Below are 25,027 nucleotides of genomic sequence, written 5' to 3'. Positions count from 1 at the left end.
AGCTCTCCGTATAGCTTCAATATTGTCCAGAACAATCCTATCCAATGCACATATACAGGCTCAGCATTGACGGGTTCCAATCAAGAAGCGCAGGTTGAGTACAGGTTTGGTAATGTAACTGGTCCGACATCAGGCGCATTTCTGGGAAGCTTTACTGGATTTACATATCAGGTAAACAGTAACAGAAACCAAGGGTTTGCCTCAGTATCTTACAATCCATTCCAAGCTGCTCTCGGAAATTCGACGGGTGGCATTGGATTCAATTTCTTGTTTCAGGGGACAAGTGTTAGAGATCATACGATTCCAGCTGGCGCCTTGAATCGAAGCTTCAGCGGAACTACGCCATCCTACGCACTTTGGTTTAATGGTGGTCCTGCCCCAATTCCAGCCACTAGAAGAATGATTTACTTTAACAATACAACCCCTGATCAAGATATAACTTGCATCGATGCGGTAACCGGTGCGACTCCGACCGGAATTTTTACTAATGTTGGGCCGGTTTTTATCGCGCCGCGCCCAACCGCCGCCGTATCTTTTTTGCCCTCTTCAGTTGCGTCTGGCGCAACCACGACGTTGACCTACAACTTAGGTAACACGACTGGCTATCCCATGACCTTCACCAGCGCGTTCAGCAACACGCTGCCCGCAGGAATGACGATAGTTGGCGCGTCACCGGGAGGCACTTGCACCGGCGTCACAGCCACGACTGGATCAAACACCGTCGCGATGGCCAACGGTACACAAATTCCAAATGGCGGCTGTACAATCACTGTCTCGGTGGCGAGTTCAGCTGTTGGGACGCGCACAGTCAGCGTGCCTGCGGGGGCGTTCGCCGTTGATGGGGGACTGACCAACGCAGCTACCTCTGCCAATCTCACAGTCACGCCGTCGCCAACGCTATCGGTCTCCAAGTCCCTCCCCAGTGCGCGCGCGAGTGCAGCGGACCAGTTCGACCTGGCAATCCGCACCGGGTCGGCCAGCGGCGCCGTGGTCGCCAGCGGCACCACCAGCGGCAGCGGGACGACCGCGACGGGCGGGACTGGCACCTTCACCGGCGTCTCCGGCACGGCATACACGATTACGGAGGCGATGGCGTCGGGCAGTGGCTCTGTGCTTGGCCAATATGCCAGCACGATCACCTGCACCGACAGCGCCGGGGTCACCGCGGGCTTGCCGAGTAACGCCGTCTTCAATCAGGCGACAGGCTACACCACGCCCGCCCTGGTTGCGAACGCACAGCTCTCCTGCACCATTGCCAACACGCCCAGGGCACCGACGCTGTCATTGAGCAAGACGCTGACCACTAATCGGGTTGTCAGTGCCGATCAGTTCACCGTGGCCTTGCGTACAGGCGGGGTTAACGGGACGGTGGTCAATTCGACCGCCACCAGCACGACCTCGGGAACCGGCAGCACGGTGTCAGGTGGCACCACCGGGACTTTCGTAGCAACGGCGGGCACCACCTATACCTTGACCGAAGCCGGGTCGGGCCCGCTGGTCCTTGGGCGGTATCAGGGGTCGTTGACCTGCACCGACAGCAATGGCTTGCAAACCGGCCTGCCAGTTGGTGCACCGTTCAATCCGGCCACAGGCTTTGCAATCACACCGATCGCCGGGGCTGCAATCAATTGTGTTCTATCCAATGCAAATGCCCCAGCCACACTGACGCTTATCAAGACATTGCCGAGCGGTCGATCCGCAGAAAGCGACCAGTTTGAACTGTCAATTCGGACCGGCAATGCCGCAAACGGCCCGATCGCTGCCAGCAGCACGACCGCCGGTTCCGGTTCGACAGTCACGAATGGGACGGTCACAATCACGGCCGTGGTCGGCACGAACTACACGGTCACCGAGGCGATGGCTCCTGGCAGCGGATCAACGCTCGGACAGTACAACAGCACGATTACCTGTGTGGACACCAATGGTCTTACCTTCGGATTGCCGGGAACAATCCCGTTCAATCCCGCAACCGGTTTGACCCTGCCAACTGGCACGAGCACCGCCCTTCAGTGCACCATCGCCAACACGCCGCGAACCGCCTCGCTTGAATTCCGAAAGGCGCTTTCAACGCCGCGCGTCGCCAATTCCAACCAGTTTCTCATGTCGATCCACACCGGCAGCCTCACCGGGCCGACTGTCGACGATGACACGACAGCGGGGTCCGGGGCGAGCGTCGGGAGCGGCAACCCGCAGGTTTCCAGCGCTGCTCCTGGCACAACCTACTATCTGCGCGAGCGACCTTCGGGGACGACCAATCTGGCGCAATATGTGGGCACGCTCACCTGTACCGATGCCAATGGCTTCCAGACCGGATTGCCGACCGGTGTCCCTTACGACCCCGCTGTCGGTGCGCAGATTACCGTGGTTGCGGGGGCCTCGTTGACCTGTACCGTCACCAACGCGGCGCGGGCGCCGACGATCTCGCTCACCAAGTCTGTTCCTGTCGGACGCCGTAGTGCCACGGACCAGTTCGACCTTGCGATCCGCACCGGCGGCGTGGGCGGGAGCCAGGTAGCAAGCGGCACCACCACCGGAACCGGCACCACCGCAACCGGCGGAACGGGTGTCTTTACCGGCGCAGCGGGAACCGCCTACACGCTGACCGAGGCGATGTCGACGGGCAGCGCTTCGATGCTATCCCAGTATACCAGCATGATTACCTGCTCGGACGCGACTGGCGTCCAGACCGGCCTCCCCAGCGCCGCTCCCTTCAACCCGGCGCTGGGTCTGACCATCACGCCGGTCGCTGGTGCGGCGATTTCCTGCGTCATCGACAACCTACCGCTTCCATCCCCGACCCTCACAAAGGCCTTCAGCGTCCCGCGCATCGCCATTGGCGACACGGCGAACCTCGTTTTCACGGTCACGAATTCGGCAGGTGCCCACCTTTCGCATTGAGCCAGAGACATCGCTGGCACTCGAGATGGCAGGCTTCATCATCGAGAGGCGGCTCAAACGCATGGGGTGGAGTTCGGGTGAGCCTGCCGATTTTGTCGGTGTTTCGATTGAAGATACGTTCGCTGCCGAGCCAGGCGATAGCGGGGTTGCGTCCGTGATTGCAGAGCTTGACGCTGCAGATATTGATAAATTCAAGACTGCGCTGATTGAAGTTATTGAAGACATTTCTGTGTCATCTATTTCGCAGGATGAAAGAAATTTTGCAAAGCGAAAAATGATGATGCAGCAGGTTTTGAATGCCCTGAACAAATCCGTCGTTGCAGATGATCTACTGTCTGCGTTGGATTTCCCTGATTTGTTTAGGCGTTACACTGAGCGACACGAGTCGGTGAATTCCATGTCATCTGAATTCGTCAGTGCATCCGTCAGGAAGCATATGGCGCCCCAGGATTCGAGGGATCTGCAGATAATCCCCGAGCCCGTGGTTCAAGGGCCGGTGCCCAACTGAGCGCCTGGGCAGGCTGGAGCGAGGGCGCCAGGTCAATGCGCGGTGTATTCCGCGCTTCCATGGCGGGTCTCGTGCCGAAGAAGATTCTCAAGGAGAGGAGCTACGCGATGAACTTCTATAAAATTGGCCGCCTCGTGCTGCTAGTAGGTGCAGGTTCGCTTGCTTTCATCGCTCAAGCGCAGACATTTACGGTTGTCTATCCGCAGAGTCCGGATTCTTCCGGGCTGCGCGCTATCGTGCAAGACGCGGTCCGTGAGTTGCTGCAAAAGGAGCCGGAGCTCGTGGCAAATGCCTTGCGCGCCGATCAAGCCAAGCAGGAACAGCAGGCGAAGGATGCCCAGGCAGCTTCGGCTCAGGCGGCCGTGCAGGCGGCGGCGCGGGCAAAGATCGATCCCAAGGTTCCAGCGATCGGCCCTGCTGATGGCAAGACTGTGGTCGAGTTTTTCGACTACAATTGCGGGTACTGCAAAACCTTCGCTGCCCAAACGGTCGTCGGCGTGCAGGCGGCGCGTAAGGACGTGCGCTGGGCGTTTGTTTACACGCCCATCCTTGGCGCCGGTTCAAAGCGGCTGGCGGAGTTTGCGGCGGCTGCCCAGTTGCAGGGGCATTTTGAGGCCGCGCACGACTACCTTCTTGGGCTCAAGCAGACGTTCGCATCGTCCGAAGCGGCTGATGGCATTCGCGAAGAGCTCATTGTCGCTGCCAGCCTGGACAGGGAACAGTTCGAAAAAGCACTGCAAAGTGGCGAGGCGCGGGCGATCGTAGATCACCACATGGCTTATGCCACACAAGCTCGTATCAGTGGAACGCCGGTGCTGGTAACCGGCACAACCTACGTCCCGGGTTTCGTGCCTCCGGAGATATTGTTGCAGCACATCGGCTGAAGTCAGCCAGTGGATTAGCCACCCGGCGGCGCCGACGCCGACCAAGCACGGCAGGTCCGGGCACTGGTCAAAGATGGCAGCGGCACTCACCGAGGCATCGGTACCGATATCCATCCTTGCAACGCAGCAAACACATCCGCCGACTTGCCGCTTGGTGGGTCGTGGCTGCCGTGGGCCTCTGCCTCGCAGAAATGTGTCGCATACAGTGAGAAAACGTAGTACCGCACTCATGTCAGGGTTGAAGACATTCATCGCCTGACCGAACAAAATCGCGGAAAATATAATTATAGAATAATAACTTACGTCACCTGATGATGAAACATTTTACCTAGTTCTGTTGCCTCTGACAAGCATTCTAGCATAATTTGCAATTTTTTACACCTGATTTATGCGCAAGGCGGGTGATGCTTGATTATGAATGCGCGTCATTCAGGCTGCTTTGTCGATCGACGCATCAGCAAGCTTGAGCGCTGAATTGCGCCACATGCGCTGCGCGATCGAGCGCTCTTCAGGCCCCACTGCGCTAGCATAAATGGCTGTTGTCCGCATGTCTGCATGACCCAGCCATCGCTGGACCATATTGAGCGGGACCTGTGACTGTATGGCAGCCACACCGAAACAGTGGCGCAAGCCCTTTGGCATTGCATGTATGCCGTTAAGACCAGCAGCTTCCATGACTTTACGAATACGGCGATACGCAGTGACACGCGTGAATGGCCATAGCTTGGGCGCCTGCTTTCCCTGGCCCACATGACCACCAAGGTCGTGGACACGGAACAGTAAGTCAATCAGGTCTGCCTGAACCGGCACAGTGCGATAGACGCCAGTCCTTCGTTTCTTTAGGCATTCGATAACTATCGTTTTCGTCTCTTTATCGATACTGTCGGATGTTAGGGAAAGAGCTTCAGATATACGACATCCTGTTGCCGATATCACCCAACATAGTGTCATTGTTGTGCTGTCGAACTTTGATGCGGTATCCAGAAACGCTTTTCGTTCTGAGCTCGTCAGATATTTTCTTTGACCGTTCTGCCCATAGATCATGTGTTGCATTTCAATTCTTCCCTATGCCAATATCTTTAGTTTAAGCAGACGGATCGCGTAAACCGCAATCACCCAAAGGTGTAACAGAACTAGGTATTTCGTTGCCCTCTTGGAGAATCACTCCGAGCGGAGGGGCAGCATGGGTATCGAATGGTCAGCGCCGCGTGGATCGATGCCTGACGGTGCTTGGCACGCTGTCGCGTGCCCCCGTCTTCGGGCTGAAAGCGATCTTTCGCAGGACCTCGCGCAAGGGGAGGCATTCGCGTTACGCATCGGGAATCTGCAGGCGATCGCTTCTGTCTACGGTGGTGACTTTGCAGACAGTGTGTCCAGCCAGGTCCTTGCGTCTTTGCAGGTCTTCATCGCCAGCGATCCACATGTCTTCGGGAAGATCTGTTCCCGTGCCACCGGTGTGTTTGATCTCATGCTGGCAGCAAGAGACAGCACTGACGGTGTCAGCCGGGCCCAGTGTCGCCAAAAGGTTGCGATCTGGTGCTCGGCAATAGGGCGTCGTGCCTTGGCGTTCGGCGCCCGGAGTGTCCATGTTCTGGCGTCTGCCTTGACGGCTGGCTCGATGGCCGGGGATCAGGGCGTGCCGGGCGAATGCCTGCTTGCCCAAGCGCATGCTCGCCTGGAATGTGCACAGATTTGCGCCATGGCCCGGCTGGACGGCTTTGATGGCTACCAACGCGACATGGCGATCGTTGCGGAATTGTACGAGCAGTTGAACCGCGACCAGTTGCAGTTTGCCTGGAAACCTGTCCGCCACCTGGAGAACGATACGTCGCTGTACTACCGCGGTATGCTCAGTGCCCTGCAGGCGGACGGCGGGGCGGGGGAGTGGGATGTGTCGCGCAAGGCGATGCATCGGTTGGGGCTGACAGCGGCTTTCGATCAGCATGCGCTGCTGCAGGCGATCGATCTTCTGGCTGGCTCTGAAGTTGGCCCTATTGCAGTGGCGGTGGCTGCGTCATCCTTTCAGTCGTTGTGCTGGTGGGAACCGGTGCTCGCGCGATTGAGGGCGTGCCGCTCGTTGGGGCGGCGACTGTTCATCGCGATCGACGGCACCTGTGCATTCGTATCGGTAAGCGCTGCCGCTGCCTTGGCGGATGAACTTCGCGCACTTGGATGTGTGATCGTTTTTGAGCGTATGGGCAACGACAATGGCTCCATTGCCTCTCTGCTGGCGCTGCGGCCCGATGTCATCACAATCGAGGCGATGTTTCTCCGGCTGACATTGGAGAGTGCCCGCGATCTAGATCTGTTGAGGCATCTGCTGGGGGTGGCAATGGCCATTGCCCCTGTGGTCGTGCTGGAGGGAGTGGACACTCGTGCGCTGGCCAAGAACGCGATTGTTGTAGGCGGTCTATGGGGCGCTGGTGAGCATGTTGGGGCCGCCCGCTGGATCTTACCTAGGTGCCCTGCGACAGGCGCAGCATGGCATGTCAATGTTGATCATTTCAGGCGTCAGCTCGCGCTTCCCCGCTATGTCGGCGAGAGGGCCTGAACATGCGAGCGCCACCCAACCCACTTGATTTGCGGATGCAGCTCCCAGATGCTGTTGGAAGAATATGCCCTCCGGTCAATGTGCCGGACGGCCCTGTTGAGGCGCCTGCGATGGACGCTCATCGGACGACGTGCTTCGATCCGCGCCAGCAACATGGGCTCTCGGCGGAAGCCTCACAATGGCTGGATCTCGACGACGGTACAGATTTCTTCAGGGGCCTGGTAATTTTTGCCCCGGTTGGCGTTCTCTTCTGGGTCGGCCTGTGGGCGATCTGGCGAGCCATCCCGTGATGGCGACCCACACAGTTCCTTGTTTTTTCCGGTTAGGCTCCGTCGGGTCGCACTACGGAGCGCGGTCCCTAGACCGCGGCGGCAGGGGGGCGTTTCCTTCCCCTATACCAGGAGCCACCTCCTGCCGCTCTTCATTGATCTCGACCTGCCATGCTGCCGGCATCAGGCGACCGCCGAACGCCACACGCTTTGGTCGTCGACAGGCGTGTGGTTCGCGGCGACTGCGCGCGCGTTTGGGTCTGGTTCAGACCTTATCTGCGATTTGCCACGTCTCCCATGAGGTTGAGAACCTGTCGTGAGAATGCCCACCGGTTCACAATGCGCCGGCTCGGCGATTGATGAGCAGGCAAGATTGCCGGGCAACGATGTCTCGAGTCTGGCGCATATGCTTGCCTATTCAAATTCCAGCCCGGAACGGTTCGAAGAACTCATTCGCAATGCGTTGGCCGCTAACGGTGAGCGACGCTCCAGCGAAGTACAGGTGGAGCAGTTTGAGGCGCTGACGCTCGCATTGCACAAGGAGCTGGATGCGCTGCGCCGAGATCAGGATGCAGTGCTCCCAGGGATAGGTCATGCGATGTCATTGTTCCGGAGCGAAGCGCGGCTTTTTCAGATCGGATTTATCATCGGCACCAGGCGGACATTGGTTGTTCTCGCCGCTGTCGCCGTGTTGCAGATCGTTAATCTGCTGTTATCGGCTTGGATCGTGCGCAATGTTATCTAATCGAACTGCCTTTTGCAGGAATTTATCAGGCATAATTGAAGAACGATGTTCCCGCAGACATCGGCTTCGCGCTCAAGGTCACCAACCCCACGCCATATCATGTCACCGTGGCCCGCCTGCCTACGAACGGCGAAGAGATCACCCCAGTTGAACGGTTTGCCAAGTCGTTGAGCGGCGCAGGTAACATCAGGTTTGAGTTGGTCGACCGTTTTTGCGATCACCGTCTGCAGCCCTAGGGCTGCGGTCGCCTTGGAGTGATTGGGTGCTGGAGGCATCCTGCTGTACGCCGACTTCCGCAGCACGCGCATGTCAGTGGTTGTGCCTTGGTGTTTTGTGCGAGGTGCCACGATATTTGATCGCCATTTCCAGCACGCCGCCATCGGCGAGCTGGCTGGTCTTCTCTCGGTACAGCTCCTCCCATGGGGTGTTGCTGGGCGGGATCGGCGGGGAGGGGAGGTGCTGCTTGCGCCGGGCGATCTCGGCTTCGTCGACCAGTGCGTCGCAGCGCCCGGTGTTGAGATCGACGCGGATCATATCGCCGGTCTGCAGCCACGACAGCCCGCCGCCTGCCGCACTCTCGGGCGAGGCGTTGAGGATCGAGGGGCTGTCGGACGTGCCCGACTGGCGACCGTCGCCCAGCGTCGGAAGGCTCATGATGCCCTGCTGGATCAGGCCGTCGGGCGGCTGCATGTTGACGACTTCGGCGGATCCCGGCCAGCCGAGCACGCCTGCGCCGCGGATCACCAGCACGCAATCGGCATCGATGCCCAGCGCGGGATCATTGATGCGATGGTGATAGTCGTCCGATCCATCGAACACGATCGCCCGACCTTCGAAGATGTTCTCCGCACCGGGGCGCGAGAGATAACGGTTGCGGAAGTCCTCGCCGATGACGCTGGTCTTCATGATCGCAAAATCGAACAGGTTGCCGCGCAGCACCAGAAAGCCAGCGCGCTCCATCAGCGGCGTATCATAGGCGCGGATCACCTCGCGGTTGCGGCTTTGTCGGCCCGCAAGGTTGTCGGCCAGGCTCTGGCCGGTGATCGTCAGCGCATCGCCATAGATCACGCCCGCCGCCAGCAGTTCGCACAGGACAGCGGGGACGCCGCCTGCGCGGTGGAAATGCTCGCCGAGGAAGCGGCCTGCGGGCTGCATGTCGACCAGCAGCGGCAGCTCATAAGCCTGCATCCAGTCCTGCGCGGTAACCTCGATGCCGGCATGGCGCGCCATCGCGACGATATGCGGCTGCGCGTTGGACGAACCGCCGATCGCGGTGACCGCAGCGATGGCGTTGCGGAACGCGGCCTCGGTGAGGATCTGCGAGGGGCGCAGGTCTTCATAGGCGATCTCGACCGCACGCCTGCCGGTCTCGTACGCCATCTGCCCGCGCTCGCGATAGGGCGCGGGGATCGCTGCGCAGCCGGGCAGCGAAAGGCCCAGCACCTCGGCCACCGCATTCATCGTCGAAGCGGTGCCCATGGTGTTGCAATGCCCGGCAGACGGCGCGCTGTCGGTGGCGCGCGCCAGGAACTCGGCCTCGTCGATCTCGCCTGCGGCCAGCTTGCGGCGGCTGCGCCAGATCACCGTGCCCGATCCGACCAGCTCGCCCTCGTGCCAGCCGTCGAGCATCGGTCCGCCCGACAGCACGATCGCGGGAATATCGACGGTAGAGGCGGCCATCACCTGCGCAGGCGTGGTCTTGTCGCAGCCCGTGGTCAGCACCACCGCATCGATGGGATAGCCGTTGAGGATCTCGACCAGCCCCAGATAGGCCAGGTTGCGGTCGAGCGCGGCGGTGGGGCGGCGGCAGTTCTCGAAGATCGGGTGCAGCGGGAACTCCATCGGAATGCCGCCGGCATCGCGGATGCCCTCGCGCACCCGCCGCGCCAGATCGAGATGGATGCGGTTGCACGGCGAGAGGTCGGAGCCAGACTGCGCGATGCCGATGATCGGCCTGCCGGACATCAGCTCGGCAGGGGTCAGGCCATAGTTCATGAACCGCTCGAGATAGAGCGCGGCCATGTCGCTCCTGCCCGGCGCAGCGAACCATTCGCGCGACCGGAACGGTCGTTTTGGCTGTCTGTCCATGCCTTCAAACTCTCCAGTGACGTGTCGGTTATCCCGGTCGCACCGCGCCGACATCGCTTCATGATTGCGCTACCATGCACCGCGCGAGGGGCGTTGCACAAGCCCTATAGCGTCACGCCGCGCTTCCAGATCGCGATCGTGCGCTGGCCCTGCTTCTCGGCAGCGGTCCGCGCGCCGCTGGCGATGGCAAGCAGCGTGGCGAGGAACTGGCGGTCGGCGGCTTCGGGGTCTTCCAGCGCGATCGAGGCATCGAAATCGATCCAGTGCGGCTTCGCGGCGGCGAGCGCGGCGTTCGAGGCGATCTTGACGGTGGGGACTGGAAAGCCGAGCGGCGTGCCGCGTCCGGTGGTGAACAGCACCATAGTGCATCCCGCCGCTGCGAGCGCAGTGGAGGAGACCGCGTCGTTGCCCGGTGCTTCGAGCAGCGCGAGCCCACCCGGCGGAGCTGCCTCGCCATAATCCACGACATGCACCAGCGGCGCCTGTCCCGCCTTCTGCACCGCACCCAGCGACTTTTCCTCCAGCGTGGTAATGCCGCCTGCGATGTTGCCGGGCGAGGGGTTTTCCGAAACCGGCAGCCCCTGATCGAGGAAATAGCGCTTGAAGCGGTTGACCAACGCGGCGCCTGCCTCGAATGTCTGGCGGTCGATGGCGCGCGACAGCAGCGCGTGTTCGGCGCCGAAGATCTCGGGAATTTCGGTAAGCACAGGCGTGCCGCCCGCCGCCGCGAGCCGGTCCGCGAAACGGCCGAGCAGCGGGTTGGCGGTGAGCCCCGACAGGCCGTCGGACCCGCCGCATTTGAGCCCGACGGTGAGCGCCGACAGCGGGCAGGGCTCGCGACGCGCGGCTGCCGCCTGGTCGACCAGCTCGTCAATCAGCGCGGCGGCCGCGTCGAGCTCGTTGCCCACCGCCTGCGATGTCAGCATCCGCACCTTGCCGCGCGCGGCTTCGGGCACGCTGGCGATCAGCGCGTCGAGCTGGTTGGATTCGCAGCCCAGCCCCAGCAGCAGGACGCCCGCCGCATTGGGGTTGGCGGCGAGCCCGGCCAGCGCGGCGCGCGTCCCGCCGAGGTCATCGCCCAGCTGCGAGCAGCCGTGCGGGTGGGTAAAGGCGTGGATGCCGTCAACCCGGCCTGCATGGCGCGCGCCGGCATCGCGCGCGACCTGCTCGGCGGTGACCGCCACGCAGCCCACCGTCGGCAGGATCCAGATCTCGTTGCGGGTGGCAAACCTGCCATCAGCGCGGTGGTAGCCCTGCCAGGTCGCGGGGTCGCTGGCCCGGGTTCCTGCGGTGGTCGAGGCGCCGGGCATATAGGCGATCTCGCCATCCAGCGCGGTGACCAGATTGTGGCTGTGGACATGATCGCCCGGCGCGATGGCGGAGGTCGCAACGCCGATGGGCTGGCCGTATTTGGTGACAACCTCGCCCGCGCGGTGCGCACGCAGCGCGAACTTGTGACCGCGCGGAATGGCGGCGCCCGTCGTGATGCCCAGCGCAGGCTCGCCCGCGGCGAGATCGCGCAAGGCCACGCCCACCCCGTCAGCGGCATGGATATGGAGTGATGATAGCGTTATCATCTAACCCGAATGCCAGAGGCGACAGAACGATGCAAGCGGACTTCCCTCAATCCAATGGGCCGGTCTTCGCGCCAGTCTGGCGCAAGCCGTCCATTATTGCGAGCCCCTTGGCGCAGAGCCGCGCGAGCCTCAGCCGCTGTTGCGCAGCGCGGTGGCAATTGCGTTGATCGACAGCTGGATGCCCTCGGGAATACGCTCGTCGGCCTCGCCCGCGCGGTGGCGCTTGATCAGCTCTATCTGCAGCAGGTTGAGCGGCTCGATATAGGGCAGCCGCAGCCGGATCGAGGCATCTAGCGCGGGATTGTCCGCGAGCAGTCGCGACTGACCGGTGATGCTCAGCAGATTGTCGTGCGCTGCGTTCCAGCCCGATGTGATCGCGCCGAAGACCTGCTCGCGCAGCTTTTCGTCGGGGACCAGCCCGGCATAATGGCGCGCAATCCCCATGTCGGACTTGGCCAGCACCATCTCCATATTGCCGAGTAGCGCCTGGAAAAACGGCCAGCCCTGCGCCATCGCGGTGAGCAGGCCCTTGTCGGTATGCCCCTGCAGCGCCTGGCCGACCCCATACCATCCCGGCAGCATGATCCGCGCCTGCGCCCAGCTGAACACCCAGGGTATAGCGCGCAGATCCTCGATCCGCTGGCTCTTGGAGCGGCTTGCCGGACGCGAGCCGATCTTGAGCCCGGCGATCTCGGTGATCGGGGTGGCGGCGCGGAAGAACTGGTTGAACCCCTCGGTGCCGTAGACGAGCTCGCGATAGCTGCGGAAGGCATCGCGCGAGATCATGTCCATCGCGGCGGCAAAGCGCGCCTCATCGGCTTCGCTCAGATCATCATGGTCGAGCGTCGCGATCAGGGCGGCCGAGGTTATCGCCTCGAGGTTGAGCTCGGCGCTTTCGACCGTGCCGTATTTCGCGGCGATGACCTCGCCCTGTTCGGTGATGCGGATGCGGCCCTGCACCGTGCCCTTGGGCTGCGCGCGGATCGCGGCAAAGCTCGATCCGCCACCGCGCCCGACCGCACCGCCGCGGCCGTGGAACAATTGCATCGCGATCCCGGTATCGGCGAACACCTTGGCGAGTGCGCGACTGGCGTGGTTGAGGCTCCAGGTCGAGGTGAGATAGCCGCCGTCCTTGTTGCTATCCGAATAGCCGACCATCACCTCCTGATAGCCGCGCGCCTTCACCAGGCCTGCGATTTCGGGAAGCGCGAAATAAGCGCGCATCACCTGCGGTGCGGCTTCGAGATCGCTGATCGTCTCGAACAAGGGCACCGCCATGATAGCAGCCTGCGGGGCGGCCCCGGCATCGCCGCCGGGGCGGTAGAGCCCGGCTTCCTTGAGCAGCAGGTTGACCTCGAGCATATCGGACACGCTTTCGGCCTTGCTGATGTTGTACGCGGTGATCGCCTGCGGCCCGTAATCGACATGCGCCTGGGCGGCGGCCTCGACGATCGCGATCTCCTTGGCGGTCTCCTCGCTGTAATCGTGCCAGCGGTTGATCAGCAGGCGGCCATGGCCGAGCTCGGCGCGCAGCAACGCGACGCGGGCCGCCTCGTCCAGCGCGGCGTAATCGGCGCACACGCCTGCGACCTTGAGCAGCTCTGCCACCACGCGCTCGTGGACGTCGCTGTTCTGCCTGAGGTCGAGCGTGGCGAGGTGGAAGCCGAAGATTTCAACCGCGCGGATCAGCCGTCCCAGCGCGCCGCCACTCGCCAGGATTCCCGCGCCATCGCTGGCAAGCCCGTTGGCGAGCACCGCCAGATCGTGCCGCAGCTCGGCGGGGCTGGCATAGGCCTCGCCCGAGAGCATCGAGGGGCGCGGCGGCTGCTTGCCGGTGAGGCGGATATGCGTGGCGCACAGCCGCGCATAGATTCCTGCAAGCGCGCGGCGATAAGGTTCGTCGGCGCGGCTGGGCGAGGTGTCGCCGCTGGCTTCCGCCAGCGCCAGCACCGCATCGGGGGTGTTCGAAAGCCCGGTGGCGATCGAAAGGTCCTGGCCGAGCGCGTGGACGCCGTCGAGATAATGCACCAGCGCGGTCTCGCACTGCCGCCCCAGCGCATGGCGCAGCGCATCGGCGGTGACGAACGGGTTGCCGTCGCGGTCGCCGCCGATCCAGCTGCCCAGCCGCAGGAACGCGGGCGGGCGGTGGCCCAGCACGCGCTCCCAGCGGGCATAGAGCATCGGCAGCGCGGGGAGGAACACGTCCTGCATGTAGGCGCGGGCATTCTCCACTTCGTCGGCGACGAACAGCCGGTCGCGGCGCAGCGGACGGGTCTGCCACAGCAGAGCGATCTGGCGGTGCAGCGCCTCGTCGATCCGGTCGCCGCTGGGGGTGTGGTAGAGCCCCGCATCCTTCATCTTCATCAGATCGGCAACGCGGTTCTTGTGGTCGATCATCGACTTGCGCCGCACTTCGGTGGGGTGCGCGGTGAGCACCGGAACGATCAGGCTGTGCTCGAGCAGGTCGGTGATCGCGGCATCGCCGATGCCATGTTCGCGCAGCCGCTCGACCGCTTCTGCCAAGGTTGCACCGGTCTCCTGCGCCATGCCCTGCCGGTCCTCGGCGAGATTGGCGAGCATAGAAAACAGCATGAATCCGCGCACAAAGGCGAGCGTGTCGTCGAGATTGAGCGAATCGAGACCGGTGTCGATGCCATCGGCGCCGGCAACGCCGCGGTGCCGGTCGACGCTGGCCGAGCGGATGTACTCGGTCTGGCGGAACAGCTTCTCGCCGCCATAGGCGCGGATGACGTCGCCCAGGATCCGGCCAAGATAGCGGATATCGGGGTTCTGGCTGATGGGGGCGGGCGGGGTGGTATCTATGTCTGCCATGGCCCAATGCTGCGCTGCAAAAATCCCTGGGTCAAGGGTGCGCGTGCCTCGCCTGCAATCGATTGCACGCGTCGAGCAGGCCGCATCGGTCAAATGTCTCGAATTTGTCACCCGATCATGACAGAGCAGCCGGGCCTTTGAAGGAGTGCTTTTGATGAACCGTCCGCTTGCCGCCTTGCTGTGCCTTGCCGCTCTTTGGGCTGAGCCGGGCTTCGCCCAGCACAACGCGCCCGAGGCGGTTGCGCCCGACAAGGAGCGCGGCGAGCAGACCGCCGCCGATTACGCCGCGCAGGGCCGCGCGCAGCTCGAGGCGCGGCTGGCGGCGCCGGTCAACCAGGGCAAGGCGAAGAACCTCATCATCTTCATAGGCGATGGCATGGGGGTCAGCACGCTGACGGCTGCGCGCATCTGGCAGGGGCAGAAGGCAGGCCGCGATGGCGAATCGACCGAGACCGCGATCGACGCGATGCCCTATTCGGCGCTGATCAAGACCTACAGCCATGATTTCCAGGTTGCCGATTCGGCGGCGACCGCGTCCGCCATCGTCACCGGCATCAAGACCCGTTCAGGCATGCTCTCGGTTACCCCGGTTGCGCAGCGCGGCAGGTGCGAGACCGCCAGCGGGCAGGACGTGCCGACGCTGTTCGAGCAGGCAGGCGCTGCGGGCAAGCAGCTGGGGCTGATCTCCACCGCGCGAATCACCCACGCAACGCCCGCGTCCGCTTATTCGCACAGCGTCGACCGCAACTGGGAAAGCAACAGCGAACTGCCCGCAGGCGCAACGTGTCACGACATCGCGCGCCAGCTGGTCGAATGGTCGCAGTCGAGCCAGCTCAAGCTGGTGCTGGGCGGTGGGCGCACGGCATTCTACCCCAAGGACCAGAGCGATCCGGAATACGCCGACAAGAAGGGCAACCGCACCGATGGTCGCAACCTGGTGGCGGAGTGGAAGAAGAAACATCCCAAGGGCCAGTACATCTGGAACGCAGCGCAGTTCGGCGCGCTTGATGCCAACGCCGATGCGCCGGTGCTGGGCCTGTTCGAGCCCAGCCACATGCAGTTCGAGGCCGATCGTGCCAGCGACAAGGCAGGCGAGCCTTCGCTGGCCGAGATGACCGCGCTGGCGATCACCCGGCTGGGCTCTGCGGACAAGGGCTATGTGCTGATGATCGAGGGCGGCCGCATCGACCACGCGCATCACGGCGGCAACGCCCACCGCGCGCTCGATGATACCGTCGCGTTCGAGGCGGCGATCGCCAGGGCGCTCGAGATGGTCGATCTCGAGGACACATTGGTGCTGGTCACCGCCGATCACAGCCATGTCTTCACCATCGCGGGCTATCCGCCGCGCGGCACCTCGATCTTCGGGCTTGCCAGCGTCACCGAGGATGGCGAGCCGGTCAACGCCAAGGATGGCAAGCCTTACACCACGCTGGGTTACGCCAATGGCCCCGGCGCCAAGGTCGCTGGCCCGCGCAACGATCCTTCGCAGGAGGACACCGAGGCGCTGAACTATCAGCAGCAGGCCACCGTGCCGACCTCGGGCGAAACGCATGGCGGGGAGGATGTCGTGCTGAAAGCCGCCGGTCCCAGCGCGCACCTTTTCCACGGCACGCTGGAACAGCACAGCATCTATCACATCGCGAAGCATATCCTGGGTTTTTAAATGCCGGGCGATCCGACGGGCTGATGGTTGGCAAGCCAGTCTTCGGCCCAATCCAGAAATGCACGATGGCAGGGAGCCCCAAGCGCGGCCTGCGCAAACGGGAAATCTTCAGCCGGTGCAAGACGGCAATCGAGCACGGATACCAGTCCCGGAAAAGCCGAATTCATTGCTTCGAACCATAGCGCCAGATTCTGCGCCATGGTTGCATATTTGCCGGCCTTTTCCTGCGCTCTGGCCGCGCTGCGACCGCTTTGCAGTGATCGGGCGCGTTCCCTTTGTATGCGGACGGCCTCCGGAACGTGCAAAAGCACAAACTGGTCAGGCAGGCCCCAAGAGGCTGCGTTGTCCCGGAAAAAACGCACCGCATATCGCCAGTTTTGGCCGACGCGATCCGGATACAGCCAACCGAACCAGATCGGCTGGAGGCAGTCGCCATCAAGCACGGCGTCGGCAGTCTGCGCGGCACGCGCCATGGCATAGCGGTCAAGTTGACGGCGCAGATACCAGGTCGGCGCTTCTTCTTTCGGTCTGCGCCAGAGCTCGTTGACTTCGGCAATCCGGGTCGCACCTTTCGCGACGAGCGCATTGGCAAGGAAGGATTTGCCGGTTGCGGGAGCGCCTTCCAATGTCAGGATCATTTAGCGATCGGATCCGCCACCGCATCTGCGCGCTGGGAATAGCCAGGCGCGACGCGGGCCTTGCTCGCCTGTTCGAAGGCATAGCCCGCCTTGACGACATCATGGTCCTGCCACTGGCCGCCGATGATCGACAGGCCGACGGGCAGTCCTGCGACATAGCCCATCGGCACGGTGATGTGCGGATAGCCGGCGACGGCGGGCAGCTGGCTCTGGCTGGGGCCGCTGCTGTGATCGCCGTTGACCAGATCGCTCACCCAGGCGGGCGCGTTGCTGGGGCCGATGAGGAAGCGCACGTCATGCGTTTTCAGGAGCTTGTCGATGCCTTCTGGGCCCGCCAGCCGCTTCGATTTGGCCAACGCCTCGCGATATTCGGGATCGTCGAGACCCTTCTGGCTCTCGGCCAGATCGAACAGCCCCTGGTCGAACCAGGCGAGCTCGATCACCGCGTTTGCGGCGTTGTAGGCGATGATGTCCTTGAGCGTGCGCGCTTTGACCGTGGTGGGGGTGCTGGCGAGATAGGCGTTGAGGTCCGCTTTGAGCTCGGCCATCAGCACCTTGAACTCGGCTTCGCCAAGGCCATCGAGCCCGGTGCGGCTGTCCTCGATCTCGACCAGCTCGGCGCCTGCGGCGGCGAACCAGTCGAGCGCGCCTGCAAACACCGCCTGCACCCGGGCGTTGCTGCCAGTGCGATCCTTGAGCACCCCGATGCGCACGCCCTGAAGATAGCCGGGGGACAGTCCGGCGGCATAATCGGTCTTGCGCGCATCGGCTTGCGCCGTGGCCGGGTCAGCCGGATCGCTTCCCGCCAGCGCGGTCAGCACCAGCGCGGCATCGGTGACGCTGCGCGCCATCGGCCCAGCGGTATCCTGGCTGTGGCTGATCGGGATGACGTGCGTGCGCGAGACGAGGCCCAGCGTCGGCTTGAACCCGACCAGCCCGTTGATCGACGAGGGGCAGATAATAGACCCGTCGGTCTCGGTGCCGATCGTCGCCGCCGCCAGGCTTGCCGCTGCCGCAGCACCACTGCCCGAGGACGAGCCACAGCTGTTGCGATCGAGCGCATAGGGGTTCTTCACCAGCCCGCCGACGCTCGACCAGCCGCTGACCGAATTGTCCGAACGGATGTTGGCCCATTGCGACAGGTTGGTCTTGCCAAGGATGATCGCACCTGCCGCGCGCAACCGAGCCACCAGCGGCGCATCGCGCTCGGTGACATTGGCGAGCAGCGCGGTCGATCCGGCGGTGGTGGGGACCGGGCCCTTCGCCTCGATATTGTCCTTGATCAGGATCGGGATGCCGTGGAGAGGACCGCGCAAGGTTCCAGCCTTGCGTTCGGCATCGCGCAGGCGCGCTTCCTCGATCGCGCCGGGCATGATTGCGATGACGCTGTTGAGCTGAAGGCCGATCCAGTCCACAGCCTGAATGCGATCGAAATAGGATTGGACTAGCTGCTCGCTGGTTGCCGTCCCAGTGGCCAGCATCGCGGAGAGTTCGACAATCGACTTTTCTTCCACCAATCCACCCACCCGTTGCACCGGCGGAAGCATTGCTTCGGCGGATGCAGGGATGGGGCAAAGGAGGGTAGGGGTGAGGGCGGCAAGCGCCAAGGCAAGGGTTCGCATGACGCCCACGATAGCGCGGCGTTTCCGTCCGGCAAGATGGGCGCAGGCGATTTGTTGTGCGTCCTCTGGCCAAGCCGCCCGCCAGCGACCATATCGCGCGCATGCCCGAGAAACGCTACACCAAGTCGAACCTACCCGAAAAGATCTGCGCGGCGTGCGGGCGACCTTTTGCGTGGCGCAAGAAATGGGAGCGCGACTGGGACAATGTGAAGACCTGTTCGGAGCGCTGCAAGGGTGACTTGAGGCGCAAGAACCGCGGGGGCTGAGCGTCAGCCCTGCGCGGCGATCTGCCGTGCGATCGCGACCGTCTGCCGCGCCTGCTCGAGGTGCAGCAGTTCGACCATCCGGCCATCGACCCTTATCGCGCCCTTGCCCGCATTCTCGGGCAGATCGAACGCCGCAATCACCGCCTGCGCGCGCGCCAGTTCGTCTGCGCTCGGCGAGAACACCGCGTTGCACGGGCCGATCTGGTCGGGATGGATCAGCGTCTTGCCGTCGAAGCCGAACAGCAGCCCCTGATCAGCCTCGGCGGAGAAGACATCGAGATCGCGGAACTCGTTGCACACCCCATCGAGGATCGCGACGTTGTGCGCGCGCGCCGCCGCCACCGCGAGCGACAGGATCGGCAGGAACGGCGTGCGCTCGGGCGTCAGCTTCGCCCGCATTTCCTTGGCGAGATCGTTGACCCCCATCACGAACAGCGACAGCCGGGTGCCTGCCGACAAGGCCGCCAGCGCATCGAGATGCGGAACGACAGCGCAGGTCTCGATCATCGCCCACAGTTGCAGCCGCGACGGCGCATCGGCGAGCGCGGCGTTGCATGCGGTGATGTCGGTCGGGCGGCAAACCTTGGGGATCAGCACCGCGTCGATCTGCGCGTGGGCGACGGCGGCAAGATCATCCTTGCCCCAGGGGGTATCGAGCGCGTTGATCCGGATCGCAAGCTCACGGTTGCCGAAACCGCCTTCTGCCGCTGCCGCGATCGCGGCGTCTCGCGCGTCCGCCTTGGCCTCGGGGGCGACCGCATCCTCCAGATCGAGGATGATCACATCGGCGGCAAGGCTGCGCGCCTTGGCAAGCGCGCGGGGGTTGGAGGCGGGCATGTACAGCGCGCTGCGCCGCGGGCGGACGGTGTCGGTCATGGCGGTTGTCCTGGCTGAAGGTCAGGCCGGATTAGCACCCAGATAGCGGAAGGCAACCACGGTGAGATCGTCGCTGGGGTCGGTGCCCTGTTCGAAGGCGCGCACCGCGTCGCACATGGTCGCGACCATCGCCGCCGCGCTCGACTGGTCGGCGATCAGCGCGTCGCGGGTGCGCTGGGTGCCGAACAATTGCTCGTCGCGGTTCTGCGCCTCGGTCACGCCATCGGTGATCAGCACCAGAGCCTCGCCGGGGAGCAGGGTGAGATGCTCGGCGGGCCAGGGATAGTCCATGATGCAGAAGGGCGGGCCGCCTTCCAGTGCCTCCTCGATCACCTCGCCAGAGGTGATGATCCGCAGCGGATTGTCGTGCCCGGCATTGACCATCTCGACCCGGCCCGTCGCCAGATCGATCAGGCACAGCAGCATGGTGAGCCCCAGCGCATCGCCGCTGTCGCGCATCAGCTCGGTGTTGAGCATCGCGGCGGTATCGGCAAGGTCGCCCGGGCTTCGCAGCATCACGCTGCGCGAAAGGGCTTTGGACAGCGCCATGAACAAGGCGGCGGGAACCCCCTTGCCGGTGACATCGGCGATCAGGATCATCACCCGGTCGGCATCCAGCGCGATGATGTCGTAGAAATCGCCGCCCACTGACTTGGCGGCTTCCAGCTGCGCGGCGATATCGATGCGCGGATCGAGCCTGGCCAGTGCGGTGCGATCGGGCAGCATGCCCAGCTGGATCGCGCGCGCGGCGTCGAGCTCGCCCTCGGTGCGGTTCTGCGCATCGCGCAGCACCGCGCGCTCGCGCCGGGCCTCGCTGAACAGCGCGCCGAACACCGCAAGTGCCGCGCCGCTGCCCAGCAACAGCGGGCGGACCGGATCGAACAGCGTGTCGGCAAAGCGGAACAGCAGCCAGCTCGCCAGCGGCAGCACGACCAGCGCAGCAGCGAGCACGCCCCAGGTCATCCGCCCGCGGGTCTGGCGTGCGGCGAGCAGCAGGATGATCGCCAGCAGCGCGCCGCTGATCCATTCCGCCGCCTGGCTCCACACCGGCCGCACCAGCCAGCCGCCCCGCCGGATCGCGTCGGCCGCCTGCGCCTGTACCAGCACGCCGAACATCTCAGAGCCCAAAGGCGTCGCGACGATGTCCGGCGACCCCTCCGCGGTCAGCGAGACGATCACGGTCTTGCCGCGCAGCTGGTCGAGGTCGAAATCCTCAGACAGGATCTCGATCGCCGAATAGACATGATCTTGCGGTATCTCGGCAAAATGCAGTCGCATCCGACCGGACTCGTCGATCGGGATGGTCCGGTCGCCAATCTGCGCTGAGCCCGGGGTGAGAGTGATCTGCGGATCGGTGCCGGTCTGCTGCTCGAGCGCCACTCGTGCGAGCTCCAGCGCCAGGCCGGGCACCAGCGCCTCGCCGGTACGCTGCACCAGCGGCACGCCGCGCACCCGGCCATCGCTGTCGGGCTTGCCGTTGAGCAGCCCGAAGCCCGGTGCGCGCTGTTCGAGCGTATCGAGATTGCGCTGCACCAGCGGATAGCGGGGCAGGGCGGCAGGCGGCTTTCCGGTGATGGTCGCCCATTGGGTGAGATCGGCAGGGTTTGCCCCGCCCAGGCTCACCCCAGCGCGGCCCAGAACCACAGGCGCGGTGCTGATCGCATCGGCAAACTCGTCGTCCATGCTGCCCAGCCGGCTCAGCCAGGCCTCGGTCGCGGGGCTGTCGGGGGGATAGAGCCTGGAAAAGCGGCTGGGGCTGACCGCATCGGGCTCGGCAAAGATGATGTCATAGCCGATCGCGCTGGCGCCGCCCTCGGCCAGCCGCTGCGTCAGCGTCGCGAACACCCTGCGCGGCCAGGGCCAGCTGCCGATGACCTCGAGGCTTTCATCGCCGATTGCCACCACGCGCACATCGCTTTGCGACAGGTCGCGCGGCGACAGCCATTGCCAGCCATCGAACACGGTGTTCTGTTCGCGCGGGCTGAGCGCGATGCTGAGCAGGGCCGCGGCGGCAAAGCCCGCCAGCGCCGCCAGCCACAAGGTGCGCGAAGGGAGCGCGGCCGCGCTAGAGGGCGACTTCAAGGCCGTCATAGGCGCACAGCACCTCCAGCGGAGCATGCTCGCGGGTCAGTTCCTCGTAACGGATGCTTTCGCCATGCATCCGCGCGATGTCTGCATCCGAATAGACCGGTTCGTGGTGAAACAGTGCCAGCCGCTTGGCGCGCGCGCCGTGGCACAGGTCGATCGCGACGATGTTGCTGGAATGACCCCAGTCCTCCTTCATCGAGACGCTGTCGGCGAGCGAGTACATCGTGTCGCAGATCACCAGGTCGGCGTTGCCGAAGAACGCCTCGACATCGGCTTCGCCGTGCATCTTCTCCATCTTGTGCTCGCTGTCGGTGCTGAACACCGCGACCTTTCCGGCGGCATCGGTGAAGCGATAGCCAAAGCTGCTGTGCGAATGATGCTGCTCCATCAGTTCCACCTGCACAGCGCCGATCTGATAGACCTCGCCGGGCTTGAGCGTGCGGAACTCGATCTTGGCGCGCAGCCAGTCGAACGCCACGGGGAAGGAGATTTCCTCCTGCTGGCGCCGCAGCGCCGTCTCGGCATCGTCATGGCCCGAATGGATGATGATATGCGCATTGGGGTCGAATGCTGGCACGAAGAACGGGAAGCCCATGATATGGTCCCAGTGCAGATGCGACATGAAGAAATGATAGACCCGCGCATGCCCCCCCGCACAGCGGCGCATCGCATCGAGCCCGAAGCCGCGCAGACCGCTGCCCATGTCGCAGATGATATAGGGGTCGCCCGCCGCTGCATCGCCCGCCTCGATCTCGACACAGGTGGTAGCGCCGCCAAATGTGCCGCCGGTGGCGAAGTCGAGCTCGTTGCGGGTGAAGGCGCGTGCTTCGTCGAGATCGGCAAAGCTGCGGCCCGATGCCGCGAGCAGCGCGCTGGCCACCTTTTCCTGCACGATCGACGCGGTTGCGGCGACAGGCAGAGACCCGCGCGTTCCCCAGAACCGGACCAGCATCCAAACCCCCCTCAAGTTCACAATTCCGCCGGTGCGGCCCCCCGCTGGCGTTTCGGCCTATAGAGCATCCTCGATCGTATCGGTGACGGCAAACAGCTTGTCGTACCGGCTGATCGCCAGGATTTCGCGCATCACCGTGTTGGGCCGCGCCAGCGCCATTGCGACGCCTGCGGTGTCCGCCTGGCGCTTGGCCAGCGTCAGCGCGCGCAGACCGCGCGACGACATATAGTCCAGGCCGGCAAAATCGACGATCAGCTTGCGACTGGGCGACTCGGCGGCGAGGCTGACGCTGCTCGCCAGATGATCGGTGAAAGCCTGTGCTGTTGCCTCGTCGACCCGGCCATCCGGGCTCGCGACGATGCATCCCTGCCGCTCGGTGCTGGACCACTGCATGTCTTCTGCCTTTCGCATGTCCCACAAAGCGTAGCGACAAATTAACCTCGTGGGAAGTTGCCCTGAACGTAGCCGAAGCGTCGATGCGAAACGGGACAATTTGCCGTCCGGCCTCGCACCGGCTAGTGTCAATCTCGATGGACACTTCCCGACCGACCAACCCGCATATCACGACGGTGGATTTTGCCCCCGCGGCCCCGCGCAGCCTGTGCACCGATTGCGGAATATCGCGCACCAGCGACCCCAAGGCGTGCGGGCGCGCGTGCCAGTTCATCCAGCCCGATTACCCGAAGCTAGAACGCCAAGTGCATGGCCGCGCGCGCGACGCTGCCAAGGGGGACGAACTGTTCTTCGGCCCCTATCGCCGCATGGTGCAGGCAGAGCTGGTGCCGTCTTCGCCCGGCGCGCAATGGACGGGGATCACCACGCGAATCGGCGCGCGGCTGCTCGAAACCGGCGCGGTCGATGCGGTGCTCGCCGTCGGCCCGCATCCGGACGATCGCTGGCGGCCGCTGCCGATGCTGGTCACCCGGGCCGAGGACATGGCAGAGGTGCGCGGCATGCGGATGGGCTATGCGCCGCTGCTCGCTTTGCTCGAGCCGGCGCGCGCGGCGGGGCACCGGCGGATCGCGGTGGTGGGGATTGCGTGCCAGATCCACGCATTGCGCGCGCTCGAGGCGGAATTAGGGTTCGAGCGGATCTACGTCATCGGCACGCCATGTTCGGACAACACCACCACCGAGAATTTCCACACGTTCCTGGGGCTGCTCTCCGACCGGCCAGAGACGGTCAGCTATCTGGAGTTCCGCGCCGATTATCACGTCGAATTGCGCTTCGACGATGGGGCAACCCGTGAAATTCCGTTCCTGCAGCTGCCGATATCGGACCTGCCGGGCGATTTCTTCCCGCTCACCTGCCGCACCTGTGTCGACTATACCAATGTGCTCGCCGACATCACGGTCGGCTATATGGCGGGGCGCGGCAAGCAGTGGCTGCTGGTGCGCAACGAACGCGGCGAGGAGCTGGTGCGCCTGCTGGGCGACGAACTGCGCACCGCCGAACTCACCAGCGCGGGCAAAAGGGCAGGTCCGGTCAAGGGGTTTCTGACCAACACCGAGCTTGCAGCAGGCGGGCTGCCGCTGCGGCGGATGCCAAAGATGCTGCGCAAGGTCTTCGGCTGGCTGATGCCACGGGTAGGCCCGCGCGGCACCGAGTTTGCCCGCGCCAGGCTCGAGATGAAAGCGGTCGAGACCGTGCTCCACCTGCGCCGCGCGGCTCGGCCCAAGATGAAGACGATGATTCCCGATCACGTCTGGGCGCTGGTCAAGCCTTATGGGATCGAGCCCGAACCCGGGGAACGGCGCGAGCCAAGTGACACCTGACGCTATAGAATGATCGTCACCCCCGCGAACGCGGGGGGCCCGCTTCTTCGCCACCGTCGCGCCCAAGCAGGATTCGTTCGCGGGAATGACGGGGTTGGGCGGCGCTGTGATCAGTCGCGGCGAACCGCGATCCAGACGGTGTGGCGTGCGCCGCGGCCTGACTTGGTCGCGCGAACGGTTTCTTCTGACGCATCGAAGCCCGCCTTGCGCAGCCTCGAAGTAAACTGCGGGTCGGGGCCGCTCGACCACACCGCGAGCACCCCGCCGGGGCGAAGCGCAGCGCGCGCCTCGGCCAGGCCCGCCAGCGTATAGAGCGCGTCGTTGCCTTCGCGCGACAGGCCGTCGGGGCCGTTGTCGACATCGAGCAGGATCGCGTCATATTGCGCAGGGCCCTTGCGGATCAGCGCGCCGACATCGGTCACGCAGACCTGAACCTGCGCGCTGTCCAGCGTGCCCTGGTGCAGGTGCGCCATCGGGCCGCGGGCCCAGTCGACGATCTCGGGGACCAACTCCGCCACGCTGATCGCCGCCTGCGGGCCGAACGCGGCCAGCGCCGCGCGCAGGGTGAAGCCCATTCCCAGCCCGCCGATCAGCACACGCGGCTTTGCGACATCCGCCAGCCGGGCGTGTGCCAGCGTCGCGAGCGCCTCTTCGGAGCCGCTCAACCGGCTGTTCATCAGCTCGTTGGCGCCGAGCATGATCGAGAATTCGGCGCCCCGGCGGATCAGCCGCAAGGGATCGCCGCCGCCGGGGACGTCAGCGGTGGCGAGGAGTTCGCGCGGGACCATCGGT

At 64.0% G+C, this 25,027-nt stretch carries 21 protein-coding genes; 10 read left to right on the top strand and 11 right to left on the bottom strand.

Annotated elements, in window-relative coordinates:
- Positions 1–399: 399 nt before the first annotated feature.
- Genes BSY18_RS09925 through BSY18_RS09915 form a run of 3 tightly spaced genes read left to right on the top strand, consistent with a single transcriptional unit; the run spans position 400 to position 4,290 of the window.
- Positions 400–2,898 (top strand): DUF7933 domain-containing protein, encoded by a 2,499-nt coding sequence (locus BSY18_RS09925; protein WP_442856576.1) that lies wholly within the window; start codon positions 400–402, stop codon positions 2,896–2,898.
- A gap of 25 nt (positions 2,899–2,923) precedes the next feature.
- A complete protein-coding gene (locus tag BSY18_RS09920; protein ID WP_069050493.1) occupies positions 2,924–3,406 on the top strand; it encodes a hypothetical protein in 483 nt (160 codons plus the stop codon).
- A gap of 35 nt (positions 3,407–3,441) precedes the next feature.
- The gene (locus BSY18_RS09915; RefSeq protein WP_083231410.1) at positions 3,442–4,290 is read left to right on the top strand and encodes a DsbA family protein; all 849 of its coding nucleotides are present in this window, start codon (positions 3,442–3,444) and stop codon (positions 4,288–4,290) included.
- A gap of 429 nt (positions 4,291–4,719) precedes the next feature.
- Here the strand turns inward: BSY18_RS09915 and BSY18_RS20635 are convergent, their stop codons facing one another.
- The gene (locus tag BSY18_RS20635) at positions 4,720–5,334 is read right to left on the bottom strand and encodes a tyrosine-type recombinase/integrase (protein WP_083231635.1); all 615 of its coding nucleotides are present in this window, start codon (positions 5,332–5,334) and stop codon (positions 4,720–4,722) included.
- A gap of 139 nt (positions 5,335–5,473) precedes the next feature.
- On the opposite strand from BSY18_RS20635, the gene BSY18_RS09910 reads away from it, so the two are divergent.
- From BSY18_RS09910 to BSY18_RS09895, 4 genes are all read left to right on the top strand, one after another.
- Positions 5,474–6,841: an EAL domain-containing protein gene (locus tag BSY18_RS09910; RefSeq protein WP_083231409.1), complete on the top strand. Its 1,368-nt coding sequence runs from the start codon at positions 5,474–5,476 to the stop codon at positions 6,839–6,841.
- Positions 6,842–6,951: 110 nt separating this feature from the next.
- Positions 6,952–7,131, top strand: coding sequence for a hypothetical protein (locus BSY18_RS09905; protein WP_069050490.1), 180 nt, complete (start codon positions 6,952–6,954; stop codon positions 7,129–7,131).
- A 295-nt stretch (positions 7,132–7,426) separates the two neighbouring features.
- A complete protein-coding gene (locus BSY18_RS09900; RefSeq protein ID WP_150126254.1) occupies positions 7,427–7,855 on the top strand; it encodes a hypothetical protein in 429 nt (142 codons plus the stop codon).
- Positions 7,856–7,890: 35 nt separating this feature from the next.
- Entirely contained in the window at positions 7,891–8,091 is a 201-nt protein-coding gene (locus BSY18_RS09895) for a hypothetical protein (protein ID WP_069050488.1), read from the top strand.
- A 73-nt stretch (positions 8,092–8,164) separates the two neighbouring features.
- On the opposite strand, the gene BSY18_RS09890 is transcribed toward BSY18_RS09895, so the two are convergent.
- The 3 genes from BSY18_RS09890 to ppc all read right to left on the bottom strand — a co-directional run bounded on the left by BSY18_RS09890 (position 8,165) and on the right by ppc (position 14,352).
- A complete protein-coding gene (locus BSY18_RS09890) occupies positions 8,165–9,943 on the bottom strand; it encodes an IlvD/Edd family dehydratase (RefSeq protein ID WP_069050487.1) in 1,779 nt (592 codons plus the stop codon).
- 104 nt (positions 9,944–10,047) lie between these two features.
- Positions 10,048–11,520, bottom strand: coding sequence for a UxaA family hydrolase (locus BSY18_RS09885; protein ID WP_069050486.1), 1,473 nt, complete (start codon positions 11,518–11,520; stop codon positions 10,048–10,050).
- Positions 11,521–11,649: 129 nt separating this feature from the next.
- Positions 11,650–14,352 (bottom strand): phosphoenolpyruvate carboxylase, encoded by a 2,703-nt coding sequence (ppc, locus tag BSY18_RS09880; RefSeq protein ID WP_069050485.1) that lies wholly within the window; start codon positions 14,350–14,352, stop codon positions 11,650–11,652.
- A 154-nt stretch (positions 14,353–14,506) separates the two neighbouring features.
- Here ppc and BSY18_RS09875 point away from each other — a divergent pair, with 154 nt between their 5' ends.
- Complete coding sequence (locus BSY18_RS09875; protein WP_069050484.1) at positions 14,507–16,018, top strand: alkaline phosphatase; 1,512 nt, start codon at positions 14,507–14,509, stop codon at positions 16,016–16,018.
- On the opposite strand, the gene BSY18_RS09870 is transcribed toward BSY18_RS09875, so the two are convergent.
- Positions 16,015–16,656 (bottom strand): AAA family ATPase, encoded by a 642-nt coding sequence (locus BSY18_RS09870; protein WP_069050483.1) that lies wholly within the window; start codon positions 16,654–16,656, stop codon positions 16,015–16,017. The two genes, BSY18_RS09875 and BSY18_RS09870, sit on opposite strands and share 4 nt — an antisense overlap.
- Positions 16,653–18,278: an amidase gene (locus BSY18_RS09865; RefSeq protein ID WP_069050482.1), complete on the bottom strand. Its 1,626-nt coding sequence runs from the start codon at positions 18,276–18,278 to the stop codon at positions 16,653–16,655. The genes BSY18_RS09870 and BSY18_RS09865 overlap by 4 nt, the downstream gene beginning before the upstream one ends.
- Before the next feature lie 101 nt (positions 18,279–18,379).
- On the opposite strand from BSY18_RS09865, the gene BSY18_RS09860 reads away from it, so the two are divergent.
- Positions 18,380–18,544, top strand: a complete 165-nt coding sequence (locus BSY18_RS09860; protein WP_069051847.1) for a DUF2256 domain-containing protein — start codon at positions 18,380–18,382, stop codon at positions 18,542–18,544.
- 3 nt (positions 18,545–18,547) lie between these two features.
- Here the strand turns inward: BSY18_RS09860 and BSY18_RS09855 are convergent, their stop codons facing one another.
- The 4 genes from BSY18_RS09855 to BSY18_RS09840 are packed head-to-tail and all read right to left on the bottom strand — an operon-like array spanning position 18,548 to position 22,853.
- Positions 18,548–19,420, bottom strand: a complete 873-nt coding sequence (locus tag BSY18_RS09855; RefSeq protein WP_069050481.1) for an HpcH/HpaI aldolase/citrate lyase family protein — start codon at positions 19,418–19,420, stop codon at positions 18,548–18,550.
- Positions 19,421–19,441: 21 nt separating this feature from the next.
- Entirely contained in the window at positions 19,442–21,502 is a 2,061-nt protein-coding gene (locus tag BSY18_RS09850; RefSeq protein ID WP_171900209.1) for a CHASE2 domain-containing protein, read from the bottom strand.
- A complete protein-coding gene (locus tag BSY18_RS09845) occupies positions 21,486–22,460 on the bottom strand; it encodes an MBL fold metallo-hydrolase (RefSeq protein WP_069050479.1) in 975 nt (324 codons plus the stop codon). Before BSY18_RS09845 ends, BSY18_RS09850 begins: the two co-directional genes overlap by 17 nt.
- A gap of 57 nt (positions 22,461–22,517) precedes the next feature.
- Entirely contained in the window at positions 22,518–22,853 is a 336-nt protein-coding gene (locus BSY18_RS09840) for an STAS domain-containing protein (RefSeq protein WP_069051846.1), read from the bottom strand.
- A 137-nt stretch (positions 22,854–22,990) separates the two neighbouring features.
- On the opposite strand from BSY18_RS09840, the gene BSY18_RS09835 reads away from it, so the two are divergent.
- Complete coding sequence (locus tag BSY18_RS09835) at positions 22,991–24,235, top strand: Coenzyme F420 hydrogenase/dehydrogenase, beta subunit C-terminal domain (protein ID WP_069050478.1); 1,245 nt, start codon at positions 22,991–22,993, stop codon at positions 24,233–24,235.
- A gap of 110 nt (positions 24,236–24,345) precedes the next feature.
- Here the strand turns inward: BSY18_RS09835 and BSY18_RS09830 are convergent, their stop codons facing one another.
- A complete protein-coding gene (locus BSY18_RS09830) occupies positions 24,346–25,023 on the bottom strand; it encodes a spermidine synthase (RefSeq protein WP_069050477.1) in 678 nt (225 codons plus the stop codon).
- Positions 25,024–25,027: the final 4 nt, after the last annotated feature.

Source organism: Blastomonas sp. RAC04 (assembly GCF_001713435.1).
Lineage (GTDB): Bacteria > Pseudomonadota > Alphaproteobacteria > Sphingomonadales > Sphingomonadaceae > Blastomonas > Blastomonas fulva.
Note: the sequence above shows the minus strand (reverse complement) of the source record. Positions and strands in the feature narration are given on the sequence as shown.